General features: G+C 68.7%; 18 protein-coding genes. 14 read left to right on the top strand and 4 right to left on the bottom strand.

Going from position 1 to position 17,764, the window contains the following annotated elements:
- The first annotated feature begins 441 nt into the window (after positions 1-441).
- From EV192_RS50055 to EV192_RS50045, 3 genes are all read left to right on the top strand, one after another.
- Positions 442-1,284, top strand: a complete 843-nt coding sequence (locus EV192_RS50055; protein ID WP_132125877.1) for an isoaspartyl peptidase/L-asparaginase family protein — start codon at positions 442-444, stop codon at positions 1,282-1,284.
- 65 nt (positions 1,285-1,349) lie between these two features.
- A complete protein-coding gene (locus EV192_RS50050) occupies positions 1,350-2,411 on the top strand; it encodes an HpcH/HpaI aldolase/citrate lyase family protein (RefSeq protein WP_132125876.1) in 1,062 nt (353 codons plus the stop codon).
- A 2-nt stretch (positions 2,412-2,413) separates the two neighbouring features.
- On the top strand, positions 2,414-3,244 hold the full coding sequence (locus EV192_RS50045) for an HpcH/HpaI aldolase/citrate lyase family protein (protein WP_243727580.1): 831 nt from the start codon (positions 2,414-2,416) through the stop codon (positions 3,242-3,244).
- 1 nt (position 3,245) lies between these two features.
- Here the strand turns inward: EV192_RS50045 and EV192_RS50040 are convergent, their stop codons facing one another.
- The gene (locus tag EV192_RS50040; protein ID WP_132125875.1) at positions 3,246-3,947 is read right to left on the bottom strand and encodes a TetR/AcrR family transcriptional regulator; all 702 of its coding nucleotides are present in this window, start codon (positions 3,945-3,947) and stop codon (positions 3,246-3,248) included.
- A 37-nt stretch (positions 3,948-3,984) separates the two neighbouring features.
- Here EV192_RS50040 and EV192_RS50035 point away from each other — a divergent pair, with 37 nt between their 5' ends.
- Positions 3,985-5,385: an FAD-dependent monooxygenase gene (locus EV192_RS50035; protein ID WP_132125874.1), complete on the top strand. Its 1,401-nt coding sequence runs from the start codon at positions 3,985-3,987 to the stop codon at positions 5,383-5,385.
- Positions 5,386-5,443: 58 nt separating this feature from the next.
- Positions 5,444-5,929, top strand: a complete 486-nt coding sequence (locus tag EV192_RS50030; protein ID WP_132125873.1) for a carboxymuconolactone decarboxylase family protein — start codon at positions 5,444-5,446, stop codon at positions 5,927-5,929.
- 31 nt (positions 5,930-5,960) lie between these two features.
- Here EV192_RS50030 and EV192_RS50025 read toward each other — a convergent pair whose 3' ends face one another.
- Positions 5,961-6,587: a TetR/AcrR family transcriptional regulator gene (locus EV192_RS50025; protein WP_132125872.1), complete on the bottom strand. Its 627-nt coding sequence runs from the start codon at positions 6,585-6,587 to the stop codon at positions 5,961-5,963.
- A 63-nt stretch (positions 6,588-6,650) separates the two neighbouring features.
- Here EV192_RS50025 and fabG point away from each other — a divergent pair, with 63 nt between their 5' ends.
- Positions 6,651-7,409, top strand: coding sequence for a 3-oxoacyl-ACP reductase FabG (gene fabG, locus EV192_RS50020; RefSeq protein ID WP_132125871.1), 759 nt, complete (start codon positions 6,651-6,653; stop codon positions 7,407-7,409).
- Between the two features lie 9 nt (positions 7,410-7,418).
- A complete protein-coding gene (locus EV192_RS50015; RefSeq protein WP_132125870.1) occupies positions 7,419-8,588 on the top strand; it encodes an acyl-CoA dehydrogenase family protein in 1,170 nt (389 codons plus the stop codon).
- A 5-nt stretch (positions 8,589-8,593) separates the two neighbouring features.
- Here EV192_RS50015 and kstR read toward each other — a convergent pair whose 3' ends face one another.
- A complete protein-coding gene (gene kstR / locus EV192_RS50010) occupies positions 8,594-9,208 on the bottom strand; it encodes a cholesterol catabolism transcriptional regulator KstR (protein WP_132125869.1) in 615 nt (204 codons plus the stop codon).
- 118 nt (positions 9,209-9,326) lie between these two features.
- Here kstR and EV192_RS50005 point away from each other — a divergent pair, with 118 nt between their 5' ends.
- From EV192_RS50005 to EV192_RS55180, 7 genes are all read left to right on the top strand, one after another.
- Entirely contained in the window at positions 9,327-11,330 is a 2,004-nt protein-coding gene (locus tag EV192_RS50005; RefSeq protein WP_132125868.1) for an acyl-CoA dehydrogenase family protein, read from the top strand.
- An 8-nt stretch (positions 11,331-11,338) separates the two neighbouring features.
- Complete coding sequence (locus EV192_RS55185; protein ID WP_243727579.1) at positions 11,339-12,487, top strand: acyl-CoA dehydrogenase family protein; 1,149 nt, start codon at positions 11,339-11,341, stop codon at positions 12,485-12,487.
- Entirely contained in the window at positions 12,472-13,584 is a 1,113-nt protein-coding gene (locus EV192_RS49990; RefSeq protein WP_132125867.1) for an acyl-CoA dehydrogenase family protein, read from the top strand. The genes EV192_RS55185 and EV192_RS49990 overlap by 16 nt, the downstream gene beginning before the upstream one ends.
- Entirely contained in the window at positions 13,581-14,444 is an 864-nt protein-coding gene (locus EV192_RS49985) for a bifunctional MaoC family dehydratase N-terminal/OB-fold nucleic acid binding domain-containing protein (RefSeq protein ID WP_132125866.1), read from the top strand. The genes EV192_RS49990 and EV192_RS49985 overlap by 4 nt, the downstream gene beginning before the upstream one ends.
- A complete protein-coding gene (locus EV192_RS49980; protein ID WP_132125865.1) occupies positions 14,441-14,809 on the top strand; it encodes a MaoC family dehydratase in 369 nt (122 codons plus the stop codon). The genes EV192_RS49985 and EV192_RS49980 overlap by 4 nt, the downstream gene beginning before the upstream one ends.
- A complete protein-coding gene (locus EV192_RS49975) occupies positions 14,806-15,966 on the top strand; it encodes a lipid-transfer protein (protein ID WP_132125864.1) in 1,161 nt (386 codons plus the stop codon). The genes EV192_RS49980 and EV192_RS49975 overlap by 4 nt, the downstream gene beginning before the upstream one ends.
- A 66-nt stretch (positions 15,967-16,032) precedes the next feature.
- Positions 16,033-16,926: a L,D-transpeptidase family protein gene (locus EV192_RS55180; protein WP_207926905.1), complete on the top strand. Its 894-nt coding sequence runs from the start codon at positions 16,033-16,035 to the stop codon at positions 16,924-16,926.
- Here EV192_RS55180 and EV192_RS49965 read toward each other — a convergent pair.
- Positions 16,910-17,758 carry a MaoC/PaaZ C-terminal domain-containing protein gene (locus EV192_RS49965; RefSeq protein ID WP_132125863.1) on the bottom strand — a complete coding sequence of 283 codons (849 nt, stop codon included), beginning with the start codon at positions 17,756-17,758 and terminating at the stop codon, positions 16,910-16,912. The two genes, EV192_RS55180 and EV192_RS49965, sit on opposite strands and share 17 nt — an antisense overlap.
- Positions 17,759-17,764: the final 6 nt, after the last annotated feature.

The raw sequence follows: 17,764 nt of genomic DNA, 5'->3' as shown, positions 1-17,764 counted from the left end.
TCGCCCGCGAAATCTACCCCCGCCTCATGACCGACCTCACCAACCTCCACAAACACCACCCCACTCCTTGACACACCATAGGAGCTTCCTGGGCGCAGCCAATCACATCTGGCATGTGGTGTCCGAACGACGAAAGCCGTGCGGTCCGCCCACGGAAACCGGCAGACAGCGGGAGCGATACGGACCGAAACCCAAGCCGGACACCACATGCCAGATGTGATTCCCTTGGGCAGGCCACACGGGAGGGAGAACCCGCGACCAAACAAACAACCAAACCACAGCAGCAAAACCCGACAACAGACTCCCTCTTGGCGGCCTGCCCTCGCGGCGAGCGAACAATCTGTAGACCGACATGCCACGAAGCGAGCATCTGTTGAAATGCGGACAGCGCCCACACACTGGACGTACCAGCGAAAAGCCGGAAGCCCTATGCTGCGGTTCATGAAGAACGTGATCCTGGCCGTCCACGGCGGCGCGGGCAAGCAAACCCCGGAGGACTTGCGCGACGAGGTCCGGGCGGGCATCGAAGCGGCCCTGCGAGCCGGCCAAGCCAAGGACAACTGTGTAGACGCGGTTGTCGCAGCCGTGCGCGTGCTGGAAGACAACGAGTTGTTCAACGCGGGCAAGGGATCCGTGTTCACCGCCGACGAGGGCCATGAGTTGGACGCGTCGATCATGCGTGGTTTGGACAAGGCCGCTGGTGCGGTCGCGGCTGTGCGGGCGGTCCGCAACCCGATTGAGGCCGCGCGCCTGGTGATGGAGTCGACTGACCACGTGTTCATGGCTGGGCCTGGCGCGGATGAGTTCGCGGTGCGCGGCGGGCTGGTGATGGTCGATGGGGGCTATTTCTCCACGGAACGGCGACTGAGCCAGCTGTTGGAGTTGAAAGGCACGGTGGGCGCGGTCGCGGTCGACCGTGGCGGTGACTTGGCCGCGGCGACGTCCACCGGTGGGCGGACCAACAAGTTGACCGGGCGTGTCGGTGACTCGGCTGTGATCGGCGCGGGCACGTACGCCGACAGGCGGGTCGCTGTGAGTGGGACTGGCGATGGTGAGGTGTTCCTGCGGGGTACTGCGGCGGGGACGATCGCGGCGATGATCGAGTTTGGCGGACTTGACGTGGTGGCGGCCGCTCACGAGGTGGTCATGAACCGGCTCACGGCGTTGGGTGGGACGGGTGGTGTGATCGCCCTGGACCGGGACGGGACGCTCGCGGCGCCGTACAGCACGGAGACGATGGTCCATGGCTACCTCACCGTGGACGGGACTGTGGTCGTGGTGTGACCTGTCTCGCCTGCGCGTCGTCACCGGGCACGTTAACCTGCGGTAGCCCGAGTTGGAGGTGGAGAATGCGTTCGCCGAAGGACTTCTTCCGGCCGTTGGCGCTGGGTGCGCCTGACCCTGTCCGGGAGGTTCCGTTCCGGCCGTCCCGGGCGCTGCACTTCTTCGACCCGGGCAACCCGAAGATGGCCGCGAAGGTGCCGGACCTGGTGGGCCAGGTGGACGTGCTGGTCGGCAACCTGGAGGACGCCGTCCCGGCGGACCGCAAGGAGGCGGCGCGGGCCGGGCTGGTGCGGATCGGCAAGAGCACCGAGTTCGCCGACACCCAGTTGTGGACCAGGATGAACAGCCTGGACTCGCCGTGGGCGCTGGACGACCTGCTCACCCTGGTGCCGGAGATCGGGCACAGGCTGGACGTGGTGATCGTGCCGAAGGTCGAAGGCGCGCAGGACATCCACTATGTGGACCGGCTGCTGGCGCAGTTGGAGGCGAAGGCCCGGCTGGCGCGGCCGATCCTGGTGCACGCGATCCTGGAGACGGCGACCGGGGTGGCCAATGTGGAGGAGATCGCCGGCGCGTCCCCCCGGATGCAGGGCCTGTCGCTGGGCCCGGCGGACCTGGCGGCGAGCCGGCGGATGAAGACCACCCGGGTCGGCGGCGGCCACCCGGGCTATCTGGTGCGCAGCGACCCGGTCGGTGACGACTTGACGGCCGGTCGCCAGACGTACCAACAGGATCTGTGGCACTACACCGTGGCGCGGATGGTCGACGCGTGTGCGGCGAACGGGATCCTGCCGTACTACGGGCCGTTCGGGGACATCCGGGACACAGTCGGCTGCGAGGACCAGTTCCGGAACGCCTTCCTGCTCGGCTGTGTGGGCGCGTGGAGCCTGCACCCGGCGCAGATCAAGATCGCCAAGAAGGTGTTCTCGCCGTCGCCGGCGGATGTGGCGTGGGCGCGGCGGGTGATCCGGGAGATGGGCGACGGCACCGGCACCGTGATGATCGACGGCAAGATGCAGGACGACGCGACGGTGAAGCAGTGCCGGGTGGTCGCCGAGTTGGCCGACCAGCTCGCCGCTCGTGACCCGGAGCTCGCGGAGGCGTACGCCCAGGCCGAGAAGGACTGAGAATGGCACGTCGATCGGTGCTGTACATGCCCGGCGCGAACGATCGGGCGCTGGAGAAAGCCCGTGGGTTGCCTGCGGACGCGTTGATCCTTGACCTGGAGGACGCTGTCGCGCCGGACGCCAAAGTGGACGCTAGAAAGCGCGTCTGCGAGGCGGCGAGTACTTACGGCACAAGGGAAGTAGCCATCAGGGTCAACGGGTTCGGCACGCAGTGGCATGCGGACGACCTGCGCGCGGCGGCCGAGGCCGGCCCGCAGGCCGTGCTCGTGCCGAAGGTGAACTCGGCCGCGGAAGTGCACGCCATCGAAGACGCCCTGGAATCCGGCGGAGCCTCGGACCGCACAGCGATCTGGGTCATGGTCGAGACCCCGATAGCGATGCTGCACGCGCACGACATCGCCGCCGCCAGCGACCGGCTGTCAGTCCTGGTGATGGGCACCAACGACCTGGCCAACGAACTGCGGGCCACGCACGTCCCGGGGCGCGCTCCTCTGCTGACCGGCCTGTCGCTTTGCGTCCTCGCGGCCCGCGCGGCCGGCAAGGACATCCTCGACGGCGTCTACAACGACGTCAGGGACATCGAAGGCTTCGAGGCGGAGTGCCAGCAGGGCAAGGAGTTCGGCTTCGACGGGAAGACCCTGATCCACCCGGGGCAGATCGAGCCGTGCAACCGGATCTTCGCGCCGTCGCCGGCTGAGATCGCGCACGCCCGAAAGGTGATCGAAGCCTTCGAAGAGGCCACCAGGGAAGGTCGCGGTGTGGTGACAGTGGACGGTCGGATGATCGAGAACCTGCACGTCGACAACGCCCGCAGAGTCCTCGGCGACGCCTGATCTAGTCCGCCAGCGTGGCGAGGCCGTCCAGCAGCCATTCGAGGATCGCGTCGAACGTCTGCGGTGGCTGGGCGTCGCGGCCGGGGTCAGTGGCCCAGCGGGTGAAGTGCGGGTGGCTGCCCGCGGCGGCGATCCGGTCGAGGTAGGGGGCCACGGCGGTGGCCAGGTCCTCCTCGGTGGCCATGCCGGTGCGGGCGCGCATCGCCCGCTCCTCAAGCAGGGCGAGGCCGGAGCCGAAGACGTGCCCGAGCACGGTGTTGACGAACCCCATGCGGGTGGCTGCCGCCAGGTTCAGTGAGTCGAGTTCGGCGAGCGCCGCGTCGTAGACGGCCAGCGCGTTCGGGCCGAGCGGGGGGCGGCTGAACGCCAGGCGCGCGAACCAGGGGTGTCGTTGGACGGCCGCCCAGCCGGAGGTGCCGAGCCGGCGCAGGGCCGGTCGCCAGCCCTCGCCCCGGGTGACGCTGAGCTGGCCGTAGACGTGGTCGGCCATCAGGTCGGCCAGTCCGTCCTTGCTGTGGACGTACCGGTAGAGCGCCATCGGGCTGCGCACACCGAGCCGACCGGCCAGGGCCCGCATGGTGACGTCGCCGCTCGTCTCCTGGTCCGCCATCTGGACCGCGGCGGCCACGATGCGTTCGCGGCTGAGCGGCTCCGCGGCGCGGGAGGCCACGGAGTCTTCGAGCCACACCAGTTTGTCGTTCATGGTCGACACAGGCTAGCAGTTGGTGTACAACGTCCATATGAGTGGACAACGTACACCAGAGGTGTTGGTCGTCGGCGGCGGACTGGTCGGGCTCACGGCCGCGCTCGTGCTGCGGCACCACGGCGTCCCAGTGACGGTGGTCGAGCGGCGCGAGACCACGTCACCGCAGCCGAAAGCGCGCCGATTCCACGTCCGGACCATGGAGATCTTCCGCGAGATGGGGCTCGCCGGCCTGGTCCACGAGGCAGCGCGGGACCTGGCCGGGCACGACCACATGGCCGCCGGACGCACCCTGGCGGAGGCAGAGCAGTTGCCGTTGTGGCAGCCGACCGGGGTTTCGGCCGTGGAAGTCAGCCCGGAGCTGCCATGCCTGATCGCGCAGGACGTACTGGAGCCCGTCCTGCGGGCGGCCGCTGTCGAGGCCGGTGCCGAGGTTCGGTTCAGCACAGAGCTGCTCGGTTTCGAGCAGACGACCGACGGCGTGGTCGGCCGGCTCGCCGGCGAGGAGATCCACGCCCAGTATCTGATCGCCGCGGACGGGGCACACAGCGGCGTACGGGACGCCCTGGGCATCACCCGGTCGGGCCAGGGCGCCGTCGGGGAACCGAACGTGAATGTGTACTTCTACGCCGACCTCGCGTCCGTGGTGCGCGGCCGGGAGTTCAACCTGTGCCGGATCGATCACCCGGACATTCCGGGCGGACTGGCGTCCGTGGACGGCCGTCGCCGTTGGGTGTTCATGACGCCGGGCGCCGATACCGACCGGGACTGGCCGACGCTGGTGCGGACGGCGCTCGGCGTGCCCGCGCCGGACCTGGAGGTCCGCAGTGTCCTGCCGTGGCAGGCGGAGATGCTGGTGGCGGACCACTACTCGGCGGGACGGGTGCACCTGGCGGGTGACGCGGCCCACGTGATGCCACCGTACGCGGCCAGCGGCGCCAACACCGGGATCGCCGACGTGCACAACCTCGGCTGGAAACTCGCCGCCGTCCTGCGCGGCGAAGCCGCGCCGTCGTTGCTCGCCAGTTACCACGCCGAACGCCGCCCAGCCGGATGGTTCGTGGCGGACCAGTCCACGCGTCGCGCCGAGAGCTTCACCCTCGGCACACCGGATCCCACGTTGGCGCATCCGTTCGTCCTTGCGGCAGGCGGCTTTCAGTACACCGAGGGAGCACTGGTGCCGGACGGTTCCGAGGAGCCGATCCTTGAGTTCGCACCGGCCGGCCGGGTCGGCACCCGGATCCCACACCGGTGGCTCGACGACAGTCGCTCCACAGTGGACCTGGCCGGTCCGGACTGGGCGACCGTCACGGGCGACCAGGTCGACTTCCTGTCCGACGACGAATGTCTGCTGGTGCGTCCGGACGACATCGTGGCGTGGCGGGGAGCATCGACGGCCGAGGCCACGAAGGTCCGTGATGCCTTGCTGACCGCCTAGTGGTGCGCGTCACGTCGGCGAGCTGTCACAAGGAGCGGGTGGTCGGCATCTTGTGGCCATGGAAACTCGACTCAACATGTTCGACAACGAGCTCGCCGCCAAGTTCGGCAAGCGGTTCGCCAACGCCAGCATGGTGATCCGGCAGTCGCCGCTGCCGCTGCCCATCCAGGAGCTGGTGTCGTTGCGGGCCAGTCAGATCAACGGCTGCGGCTTCTGCACCGACATGCACACCAAGGACGCCACGGCCGCCGGCGAGACCTCGGTCCGGCTCAATCTGGTCGCCGCGTGGCGTGAGGCGACTGTGTTCACCGAGGCCGAGCGGGCCGCGTTGGCGCTCGCCGAGGAAGGCACCCGGCTCGCCGATGCCCACACCGGCGTGTCCGACGAGACCTGGGCCCAGGTGCGCAAGCACTACGACGAAGACCAGGTCGTCGCACTCGTCTCCTTGGTGGCGTTGATCAACGCGGCCAACCGGATGAACGTGATCGTGCGTACCCCGGCGGGTTCCTACGAACCTGGCATGTTCGACAGCCTGACGAACTGACCAGTGAATCCTGGCCCGGGACCCGCCCGGGTCAGGTGGTCGCACCGTGCAGGGCTGAGAGGCCGTGCAGGAAGGCGTCCAGGGCCAGTTCGAACGAGCCCTGGTCGATCTCGTCGGCGTGTTCGGCCAGGCGGTGGGCCTGGTTGAGGTTGGGATACCGGTCGAGGTAGACCTGCACGTCGTCTTCGAAGCCCCGGGAGAACGAGCCGATCGCGGCGCCCAGGACCAGGTACTTCGTGGACGCTCCGATCATGGTCGCCAGTTTCGGCGGCCAGCCCGCCCGCACGAGCCCGCCGTGCACCGCGTCGGCGACCCGGAGTGCCGAGTCCCGCCGGGCCGGGCCGCCGGCCAGGAACGGGACCACGTTGGGGTGGGCGGCCAGGGCCGCGCGGTATGACCTCGCCCACGTCCGGATGCCTTTGCGCCAGTCGGTGCCGGCGAAGTCGGAGACGTCGACGGCGGACATGATCGCGTCGCAGACCTCGTCCAGCAGGGCGTCCTTGGTGGGGAAGTGGCTGTACAGGGACGGTGCCTGCACGCCGAGGTCGGCGGCGAGGCGGCGCATGGACAGGCCCGGGAGGCCGTCGCGGTCGATGATCGCCAGTGCGGCCACCCTGATCCGATCCCGGCTCAGCAAGGGTGTCGTCGGCCGTGGCATCTGTGTCCTCCCGGAGTTATGCTCGGACTATACCTAACAGCGTATGGTTTTCGGAGGACTCGGATGGCTCTGGACGGACGGGTGGCCCTGGTGACCGGGGCGGCGAGGGGAATCGGTGCCGCTGTCGCCGCGCGGCTGGCGGCGGACGGCGCGGCCGTGGTGGTCCTCGATCTGGACGAGGCCGCTGGTAAGTCCACTGTGGATGCCATTGTGGCGGCCGGCGGGCGGGCGATCGCGGTCGGCGCCGACGTCACCGACGCCGATCAGGTGACCAACGCCGCCGACCGGGCCGCCGAGGAGTTCGGGTCGCTGGACATCCTGGTCAACAACGCCGGCGTGACCAGGGACAACCTGCTGTTCAAGCTCACCGAGCAGGACTGGGACACGGTGATCGGCGTCCACCTCAAGGGCGCGTTCCTGGCGAGCAAGGCCGCGCAGAAGCACATGGTCGCCCAGAAGTACGGCAAGATCGTGAGCCTGTCCAGCGTGTCCGCGCTGGGCAACCGCGGCCAGGCCAACTACTCGGCCGCCAAGATGGGCCTGCAGGGGTTCACCCGCACGCTCGCGATCGAACTGGGTCCGTTCGGTATCAACGTGAACGCGGTCGCCCCCGGCTTCATCGTCACCGAGATGACCGCGGCCACAGCCGAGCGCGTCGGGATCACGCCGGCGGAACTGGCCCAGCGCAGCGCCGACATCACGCCGGTGCGCCGGGTCGGCCAGCCCGCCGACATCGCCGCCACGATCGCGTTCCTGGTCGGCGACGAGTCCTCGTTCATCACCGGTCAAACCATCTATGTCGACGGCGGCCGCCGTCTCTAGGAGCTGACAATGGACTTCTCACTCACCGGCGAGCAGCGTGAGGTCCGCGACTGGGTGCGGACATTCGTGCGCAAGGAGATCATGCCGTTGGAGCCGGAGGTGCTCCGGCGGGAACGCGCCGGGCGGCCCGGCCTGGAGCGCGCCGAGATCCGCGAGCTTCAGTTGAAGGCCAAGGAGTCCGGCTTCTGGGGTGTGCTCACCCCCGAGGAGTACGGCGGCATGAACCTGGGCGCGATCATGGCCGCCCTGCTGGAGGCGGAACTGGGGCGTTCGTTCATCCAGTTCCGGTTCGGCGGCGCCGCGGACAATATCCTGTTCTACGCCAACGAAGAGCAGCGTGAGACGTACCTGAAGCCGACCATCGCGGGCGAGAAGATCTCGTGCTTCGCGATCACCGAGCCCGGCGCCGGCTCGGACGCGCGGGCCATCCGCGCGTTCGCCCACCAGGACGGCGACGACTGGGTGATCAACGGCGAGAAGACGTTCATCACCGGCGGCAACGAAGCCGACTTCACCATGGTGTTCGCGGTGACGGACAAGGAGAAGGGTGCCAACGGCGGCGTCACGTGCTTCCTGGCCGACCGGGAGATGGGCTGGAAGTCGCACCCGATCGACACCATGGGCGAGTGGGGCCCGGCCGCGCTGACGTTCGACAACGTGCGCGTGCCGTCCCGCAACATCCTCGGCGAGGTCGGCCGCGGCTTCGAACTGGCGATGCGGTGGATCGGCCAGGGCCGGTACCTGCTGCCCGCCCGTGCGATCGGCGCGTGCGAGCGGCTCGTCGACATGGGCATCGACTACGCCAGGACCCGGACCACGTTCGGCCAGCCGATCGCGGAACGCCAGGCGATCCAGTGGATGATCGCGGACTCGGCGGTGGAGATCGAGGCGTTGCGCTGGCTCGTGCTGCACGCCGCGTGGCAGGTCGACCAGGGCATGGACTCCCGGCAGGCGCAGTCCATGGCCAAGCTGTACGGCGGGGTGAAGGCCAACGAGATCGTCGACCGCGTCCTGCAGATCCACGGCGGCATGGGCTACACCCGTGAACTGCCGATCGAGCGGTGGTACCGCGAGCTGCGGCTGCTGCGGATCTACGAGGGCACGGACGAGATCCAGCGCCGGACCATCGCCCGCAACCTGCTGAAAGGACACGCCTCGATCAGCGGCGTCCTGGGCTGAAAGCCTCAGTCCTTCTTGAGCAGCAGTCGTACGGTGAGTTCCAGGCGCGTGGTCACGTCCGTCGCGGACGCGCGCCTGGTCACCCAGGAGACCAGATTGGACAGCCAGACGTCGCCGATCACCCGGGCGATGGCCTTGTCCTCGTCGGTGGGCTCGCCGTCATGCATTACTCGGGTGAACATCCGCTCCATCAGCAGGCTCACGTGGTCGACCTCGGTCGCCGCCGAGGTGTCGGCGAACATGAACGCGCGGGTCATCGCCTCGGTGAGGTGCGGGTCGCGCTGCATCGCCCTGGTCACCCGGCCGAGAACGAACAGCACCCGGTCGTACGGGGTCTCGCCGGGCACCGACGCCTTCTCGATGCGTTCCTGGTTGCGCTCGAACTCGCGGGCCAGGCCGGACACCAGGAGGTGGATCTTGGACGGGAAGTACCGGTACAGGGTGCCCAGTGCCACTTCGGCGCGTTCGGCCACGGCACGCATCTGGACCGCGTCGTAGCCGCCCTTGGTGGCCAGCGCGATGGTCGCGTCCAGGATGCGCTTGCGCCGGTCGCGCTGGGCCGCCGAGCCGAGCTCGTCGTCGCCGAGAGCGCTGATCGCACCGGACGGTGTCGCTGTCATCGATCCGAACCCCTTGCTAAAACCTGTTCCACTTCAGATACCAGTGTACCGCGCGCGTTCGAATCATACGCGCTGCCGGGGTTGCCGACAGAACTGAAACACGTTCTATAATGACCGTGTGTCGATCGCCATTACCGCTGAGCAGCGGGCCATCGGGGAGTCGATCAGGGCGTGGGCCGACCGCGCCGGCGTGGTCGCGACCGTCCGCGGCCGGGACGGCGCGAAGCACTGGCGGGAACACTGGGCCGACCTGGCCCACCTGGGTTTGTTCGAGATGGTCCGGCCGGACGGGGGCGGATCGGTCGCGGACCTGGCCGCCGCGCTGGAACAGACTGCCGCCGCGTTGGTCCCGGGGCCGGTGTTGCCGACTGTGCTCACCGGACTGTTACTCGCTCGTAGCCCGGACAGCCCGGCGGCCAAGGAACTGCTGCCCGCGCTGGCCGAAGGCGGTATCCCGGTCGCGGTCGGACTCCTGCCGGACGGGCCGCTGTTCGGTCACGCACCGTATCAACTCGTCGCGGTGGACGACGTCTGGACGTTGGTGGACGGGCCGTCGACCGCCCGTGAGTCCCTGGACTTGTCCCAACCACTGTCGGCCCGGCCGACGAATGCGAGCGGTACTCACGTCATTCCGGTGAGTACCCGGGAGGTCCTGGACCTGGCCGCGACCCTCGCCGCCGCCGAGGCCACGGGCATCGCGCGCTGGTGCCTGGACACGGCGACCTCGTACGCGAAGGTGCGTGCGCAGTTCGGCAAGCCGATCGGCTCCTTCCAGGCGGTGAAACACCTGTGTGCGGGCATGTTGTGCCGGGTCTCCGCGGCGTCGGCGGCAGCATGGGACGCGGCGCGCGCAGCCGACGAGGCACCCGACGAACACCCGTTGTCCGCGGCGGTCGCGGCGGCCGTGGCACTGGAAGCGGCCGTGGAGACCGCGAAGGACTGCGTCCAAGTGCTCGGCGGCATCGGCTTCACCTGGGAACATGACGCCCACCTGTACCTGCGGCGGGCGTTGACCTTGCGGGCGTTGCTCGGCGGCACGGCCATGTGGCGTCGTCGGGTCGCCGAACTGGCATTGAGCGGCGCGCGGCGCCAGGTCCGTGCGGCCTCCACTGCGGACAGTCGAACCCGGGACCTGATCGCGGAGATCGCCGCCCTGTCTCTGGATGACCAACGTGCGCGACTGGCCGAGACCGGACTGCTCATGCCCGAGTGGCCCAAGCCCTACGGCCTCGACGCGTCCGCCTCGGACCAGGTGATGATCGCCGACGAACTCCGGCGGGCCGGTGTGCGGCGGCCGGACCTGGTGATCGGGGCGTGGGCCGCGCCGACCGTCCTCCAGCACGGCACCCCTGAGCAGCAGGACAGGTTCGTGCGGCCGACCCTGCGCGGCGAGATCTCGTGGTGCCAACTGTTCAGCGAACCCGAGGCAGGCTCGGACCTGGCCGCGTTGCGGACGCGCGCGGTCCGGGCCGACGGCGGCTGGCGGCTGTCCGGCCAGAAGGTCTGGACGTCCCGCGCCGCCGAGGCGGACTGGGCGATCTGCCTCGCCCGCACCGACCCGGACGTGCCCAAACACAAGGGAATCACGTACTTCCTGGTGGACATGCGGTCCGAAGGCATCGACATCCGACCGTTGCGGGAGATCACCGGCGACGCCATGTTCAACGAGGTGTTCCTGGACGACGTGTTCGTCCCGGACTCGTGCGTCGTGGGCGACCTGGGCGACGGCTGGCGGCTGACCCGCACGACCCTGGCGAACGAGCGCGTGGCCATGGGCGGCGGATCCTCGTTCGGCGCCGAGGTGGAAGGCCTGCTCCACCTGGCTGCCACCCGAGGGTGTGATCAGGAACGGTTGGGCGCCTTGGTGGCCGACGGGCTGGTGGTGTCCTTGATGGACCATCTCGCCACGGACCCGAGCGTGCGCAAACTCGTCGGCGTCCGGCACCGGCAGGAGGTGGCTGAGGCCGCACTGGACCTGTACGGGCCGGAAGGCGCCCTGGCGGATGTGGCGGGCGACGCGATCCACGCCTTCCTCCTGACCCGCTGCCTGAGCATCGCCGGCGGCACCAGCCAGATCCTGTTGACCCTGGCCGCCGAGCGCGTCCTCGGACTGCCCCGATAGGAGGTTCGGTGGACTTCAGCTTCGACGACACCCAACGGGAGATCGCCGACCTGGCCGCGAGCGTCCTGCGCCGCGAACCCGAGCAGCCATGGAAGGCCCTGGATCAAGCCGGTCTGCTCACACTGGCCAGGCCTGAGCGGCTCGGCGGCGACGGCCTTGGCGTGATCGAGACGTGCGTGGTGCTCGCCGAGGTCGGCCGGGCCGCGGTGGACACGCCCGCGTTGGCCACGCTCGCCCTCGGTGTGCTGCCCATTGTCCACATGGGAACGCTGGCACAGCAGGACCGCTGGCTGGCATCTCCCGGAGTTTTGACCGCAGCGATGCGTGGGCAGGTCACAGTCAACGATAGCCGCGCTGGGACCGACCGTGACTGCGGCGCTGGGACCGACCGTGATCGCGGTGCTGGGGCCGACCGTGACCGCGGCGTCGGGACCGACCGTGACCGCCGCGCTGGGGCCGACCGTGACCGCCGCGCTGGGGCCGACCGTGACCGCGGCGTCGGGACCGACCGTGACCGCCGCGTCGGGACCGCTGATGCCTTCCTCACCGGGACCAAGACGCAGGTTCCGTACGCCGAGCATGCAACTTGTATCCTTGTCGTCGCCAATGATCTTGTGTACTCAGTTCACAGGCAAGATGTAGTGTTAACAAAGACACACTCATCTAGCGGGCAACCGGAGTACACAGTCCGGCTCGATGACACTCCGGGTGAGCTTCTGGGCTCGGCGAGACACTTGCAAGCGTTTGCGCTTGCCGGGATCTGCGCGGTGGGTGACGGATTGTTGGCCGGTGCTCTGGAGTTGACCGCTGAGCACGTCGGGAACCGGCGGCAGTTCGGCAAGCCGTTGGCGACTTTCCAGGCGGTGGCGCAGCAGATCGCGGACGTGTACATCGCCGCCAGAACCTTGCACCTGGCCACGTGGTCGGCGATCTGGCGGCTGGGCACCGGCCGGGACGCCAGGTCCGCGCTGGACGTCGCCGCGTACTGGCTGACCGAGGAACTGCCGAAGGCCATGCACACGTGCCACCACTTGCACGGCGGGATCGGCGTGGACATCTCGTACCCGATGCATCGGTTCTACGCGCTGGGCAAGGATCTCGTGCGGTTCGCCGGCGGTGTCGAGGAAAGGCTGGACCAGCTGTGTTCGTCGATCTGACCGAGGACCAGCGGGCGCTGAAGGACCGGCTCCGGGCCTACTTCGCCGACCTGGTGACACCGGCCGAGCGGGAGGTGATGCTCACCGACCGGCACGGCGAGGTCTACCGGGCCCTGATGCGGCGGATCGGCGCGGACGGCTGGTTCACGGACACCGGTGACGTGGAACGGCAGATCCTGGTGGACGAGGCGGCCCGCGCGGACGTCCCGCTGCCGTACGTGACCCTGCAGACGGTCGGCCCGACCCTCAAGGAGTTCGGCACCCAGGAGCAGCGGGACTTCTTCCTGCCGAAGATCGTCGCCGGGGAGATCCACTTCGCCATCGGCTACACCGAACCCGAGTCCGGCACCGACCTCGCGTCGTTGCGAACCACTGCTGTCCGCGCCGGCGAGTCCTATGTGGTCAACGGGCAGAAGATCTTCACCACCGGCGCACACGAGGCGGACTACATCTGGCTGGCGTGCCGCACCGACCCGGAAGCCCAGCGCCACAAGGGAATCTCCATCCTGATCGTGGCCACGACGGCGCCCGGCTACGAATGGACGCCGATCATCACGTGCGACGGCGCCCACCACGTGAACGCCACGTACTTCACGGACGTGCGCGTACCGGTGAGTAGGCGGGTCGGGCCGGAGAACGGCGGATGGAAGCTGATCACCACGCAGCTCAACCACGAGCGGGTGATGCTCGGCCCGGCCGGCCGGATCGACGCGTTGTACTCCCGCGTCCGGGACTGGGCCGCCGGGCAAGGACTTCTGGACCGACGCGATGTGCGCAGGTCGCTGGCCGAGGCGTACGCGTGCGTCGAGGTCAACACGCTGCTCAACGGCCAGGTGGCGGCGGCCGAGTTGGACATCGCCGACGCTTCGGTGACCAAGGTGTTCGCGTCGGACCGGGTGCAGCGGGTCGGCCGGCTGATGGAGGACATCGTCGGCAGGCACGGCGATCCGGCCGACCCGGCGACGGGGGACCTCATGCGCTGGCTTGACGTGCAGGCGAAACGGAATCTGGTGTTGTCGTTCGGCGGCGGCGTGAACGAGATCCAACGCGAGCTGATCGCCACCGCCGGACTGAAGCTGCCGCGGGTGGTGCGATGAACGCCGTCGAAACCGAGGCCGCCCGGCTCAAGGCGTTGGGGGAGAGCAAACCACGCCTGGCGCGGGACCCGGTCAACGAGCCGATGATCAACAACTGGGTGGAGGCGATGGGCGACCGCAACCCCGCCTACCCGAAGTTCGCGCCGCCCGCGATGGTCCAGGTGTGGACGATGTACGGCCTGACCGGCGAACGCGACGGCGACGACCCGCTCGGCGCGATGAGCCGGATCCTGGACGAGGCCGGCTACACCTCGGTGGTCGCCACCAACTGCGAACAGACGTACCACCGGTATCTCCGACCGGGCGAGCAACTCGCCGTGACCACCACACTGTCCGATGTGGTCGGTCCTAAGCGGACAGCGTTGGGCGAGGGATGGTTCGTCACGACCAACAGCGCCTGGTACGTCGACGACGAGCCGGTCGCGGAGATGATGTTCCGTGTCCTGAAGTTCCGGCCGCAACCCGCCGGGCAGGTCATCCGGCCGCAGGTCAACCAGGACACCCAGGTCTTCTGGGACGGCACCGCCCGGCGCGAGCTGCGGATCCAGAAATGTCCTTCCTGCGAACGACTCCGGCATCCACCAGGGCCGGTCTGCCCGCACTGCGGCCACGATCGGCCGGGATACGTGGTTTCGGCGGGTGAAGGCACGATCTTCAGTTACGTCGTCCACCACCATCCGCCTGTGCCGGGCAAACAGCTGCCCATCGTGATCGCCCTGGTGGAACTCAAGGAAGGCGTGCGGATGCTCGGCGAACTGCTCGACGTGCCCCCAGCGGAGGTTCGGATCGGTCAGCCGGTGCGGGTAGAATGGTCGCATGTGGACAGTGAGCTCACCGTCCCGGCCTGGCGGACGCGATGACGGAGCTTCCCGAGCTGAGGATCGAGGCCACCGCGACGTTCGTGGTGAGCACGGCCATCGCCACCCGCGACTTCCAGGACGTCCACCACGACCGGGACGCGGCCGTCCGGCGTGGCTCCCAGGACATCTTCCTGAACATCCTGACCACGACCGGCCTGGTACAACGGTTCGTCACCGACTGGGCCGGGCCGGACTCGTTGGTACGCAACGTCTCCATCAAGCTCGGCGTGCCGTGTTACGCCGGGGACACGCTGGTCTTCGCCGGCCACGCGACCGAGGAGGGCGACGAAACCGTGGTGTCGGTGACCGGTCGGTGCTCGCTGGGTGACCACGTCACCGGAACAGTACGGCTGGTGCGGTCATGACACTCTCCGGCAAAGCGGCCATCGTCGGCATGGGGGCGACCGAGTTCTCCAAGAATTCCGGCCGTACCGAACTGCGTCTCGCCGTCGAAGCGATCGGGGCCGCGCTCGCCGACGCCGGCCTAAAACCGTCCGATGTGGATGGACTGGTGACGTTCACCATGGACACCAACTCGGAGATCGCGGTGGCGCGCGAGCTGGGCGTGCCGTCGCTGAGCTTCTTCAGCCGGATCAACTTCGGCGGTGGCGCGGCATGTGCGACCGTCCAGCAGGCCGCCATGGCCGTCGCCACCGGTGTCGCCAAGGTCGTCGTGTGTTACCGGGCGTTCAACGAACGGTCCGGTCACCGCTTCGGCCAGGTGTCCACGGCCGCCGCGACCGCGCCGACCAGCAACGGGATCGACAACGCCTGGTCGTATCCGATGGGCCTGGGCACACCCGCGGCCGACGTCGCCATGTTCGCCCGCCGCTACCAGCATGTCTACGGCGCGACCTCGGCGGACTTCGGTCGCGTCGCTGTCGCCGACCGCAGGCACGCGGCAGTCAACCCGAACGCCTGGTTCTACCAGAAGCCGATCACCCTGGACGACCACCAGCAGTCCCGTTGGGTGGTCGAACCACTGCACCTGCTCGACTGCTGCCAGGAGAGCGACGGCGCGGTCGCCCTTGTCGTCACGAGTGTGGAGCGGGCCCGCGACCTGCCCAACGCACCCGCGGTGATCGCGGCGGCGGCCCAGGGCAGTGGTCCGGACCAGTTCGTGATGACCTCGTACTACCGGGACGGTCTGGTCGGGCTGCCCGAGATGCGCGTGGTCGGCGACCAGCTGTGGGCCCAGTCCGGGCTGCGCGTCGACGATGTGCGAACAGCGATCCTGTACGACCATTTCACCCCGTTTGTCCTGGTTCAGTTGGAGGAACTGGGCTTCTGCGCGGCCGGCGAAGCCAAGGACTTCATTGCCGACGGCGCCATCGAGGTCGGCGGTCGGCTGCCGGTCAACACGCACGGCGGTCAACTTGGCGAGGCGTACATACATGGGATGAACGGAATCGCCGAGGCGGTCCGGCAGGTCCGCGGCACATCGGTGAACCAGGTCGGCGCTCCGGTGCTGGTCACAGCCGGAACCGGCGTCCCAACCAGCGGCCTGGTCGTGACGTCCTGACGCGTGCGTTCGAGGGCGCTCGAACGGGCGGGTGCACGGGTGGTGGATCACAGTAGGCTGGCGGCCGTGCGTCGTATCTTGCTGTCCGGGGTGGTCGCCGTCTTAGCTTGTGGCGCGCTGACGTCGTCCGGTCTGGCTCAGCCGTCCACGCCTGGCACGGTCCGGCAGGTGACCGTCGCCGCCCCGCTCGCGGAAGCGCAGGTGCTCGCGCCCCCGCCGGTCGGGTTGGAGCCGGTGCGAGGGTCCGAGCCACAGGTTGCCCGCGTGGCGCCGAAGCCGGCCCCGCAGGCTCCGAAACAGCAGGCTCCGCCGCAGGACACCACCGTCCCCGAGCAACGTGCCGAGCAAGCCCCGGATGCGCCGAGTGTCACCACCTTGTCGTACGACGGACCCGCGCAACAGATCGTCGCGGTGACCGCGGTGAAATCCACTGACACCACGGCGACGTTGGCCGTATGGCAGCGCGGGGGGCCGAACTGGTGGCAGCGGGTGTACGGGCCGATGACCGCCTATGTGGGTTCGCAGGGCATCGGGCAGGCGAGCGAGACCACGTCCAGGACCCCGACTGGCACGTTCGGGCTCACCGAGTCGTTCGGCATCCAGGCGAACAACGGCACCCGGCTGCCGTTCGTCCAGGTGGACGACCAGGACTGGTGGGTCAGCGACAGCGGTTCGCCGACGTACAACACCCGTCAGCGCTGTGCGGTCGGCACGTGCCCGTTCAACGAGGCCGCCGGTGAACGCCTCCAGGCCGCGGGCACCGCGTACAACCATGCCGTGGTGATCGACTACAACCGTGATCCGGTCGTTTCGGGCGCGGGCTCCGCGTTCTTCCTGCACGTGTCCACGGGCAAACCGACCTCCGGCTGCGTGTCGATTCCCGCCGACAAGTTGGACGACGTCATGCGCTGGCTGGACCCGGCCAAGCACCCGGTGATCATGATCAAAGCACTGTCATGATCGCGTCCGAGAGGACCGGGCCGTCCGCTGACGCGGTGATCAGCAACCGTTTGTCCTCCTGCCAGACCTGGGTGCGCAGGGTCTCGCCGGGATAGACCACCCCGGCGAACCGCACCGCGAACCCGGCCACCCTGGTGACGTCCCCGTCCAGGACCCCGTCGACGACCGCCTTGCACACCATGCCGTACGTGCACAGTCCGTGCAGGATCGGCCGTGGGAACCCCGCTGCCGCCGCGAAATCCGGATCCGAGTGCAGTGGATTCCGGTCGCCGCAGAGCCGGTAGAGCAACGCCTGCTGCGGCAGGATCGGGGTCTCCAGCACGAAGTCCGGCTCCCGGTCGGGCAGGTCGACCGTGGCCGACGGGCCGCGCTCTCCGCCGAAGCCGCCCTCGCCGCGAGCGAAGATCGTGGATCTCGTGGTGTACAACGGATCGCCGGTTGAATTCACCACAGTGGACTCCTGCACGATCACGGCGGCCTTGACCTTGTCGTACACGTCCGTGACCCCGGTGTACGCCGTCACGGTTGCCTCGACGGGCAACGGCCGGTGCACGGTGATCTCCTGCTGGCCGTGCAACACCTTGGCCAGGTCGACCTCGATGCCCGGGAACGACACCTTCGGCGGCTCGGTCAGTCGCAGGTTGGGTGCGACCACACCGAACGTCGGCAGCACCTGCAGGTCTTTCTCGGTCGCGTACCGAAGCTCCGTCGGCGACAGCGGATCCGTTCCGGCACCGAGCGCCAGGTGGTACAGCAGCACGTCGGCGGACGTCCACGAGAACGTGCTCTCGCGCCGGGGCGCGCTCACGGCGACTGCGCGGTCGATCGGCATCAGCAA

Origin of the sequence: Actinocrispum wychmicini, assembly GCF_004345645.1 — a bacterium.
GTDB lineage: Bacteria > Actinomycetota > Actinomycetes > Mycobacteriales > Pseudonocardiaceae > Kibdelosporangium > Kibdelosporangium wychmicini.
Note: the sequence above shows the minus strand (reverse complement) of the source record. Positions and strands in the feature narration are given on the sequence as shown.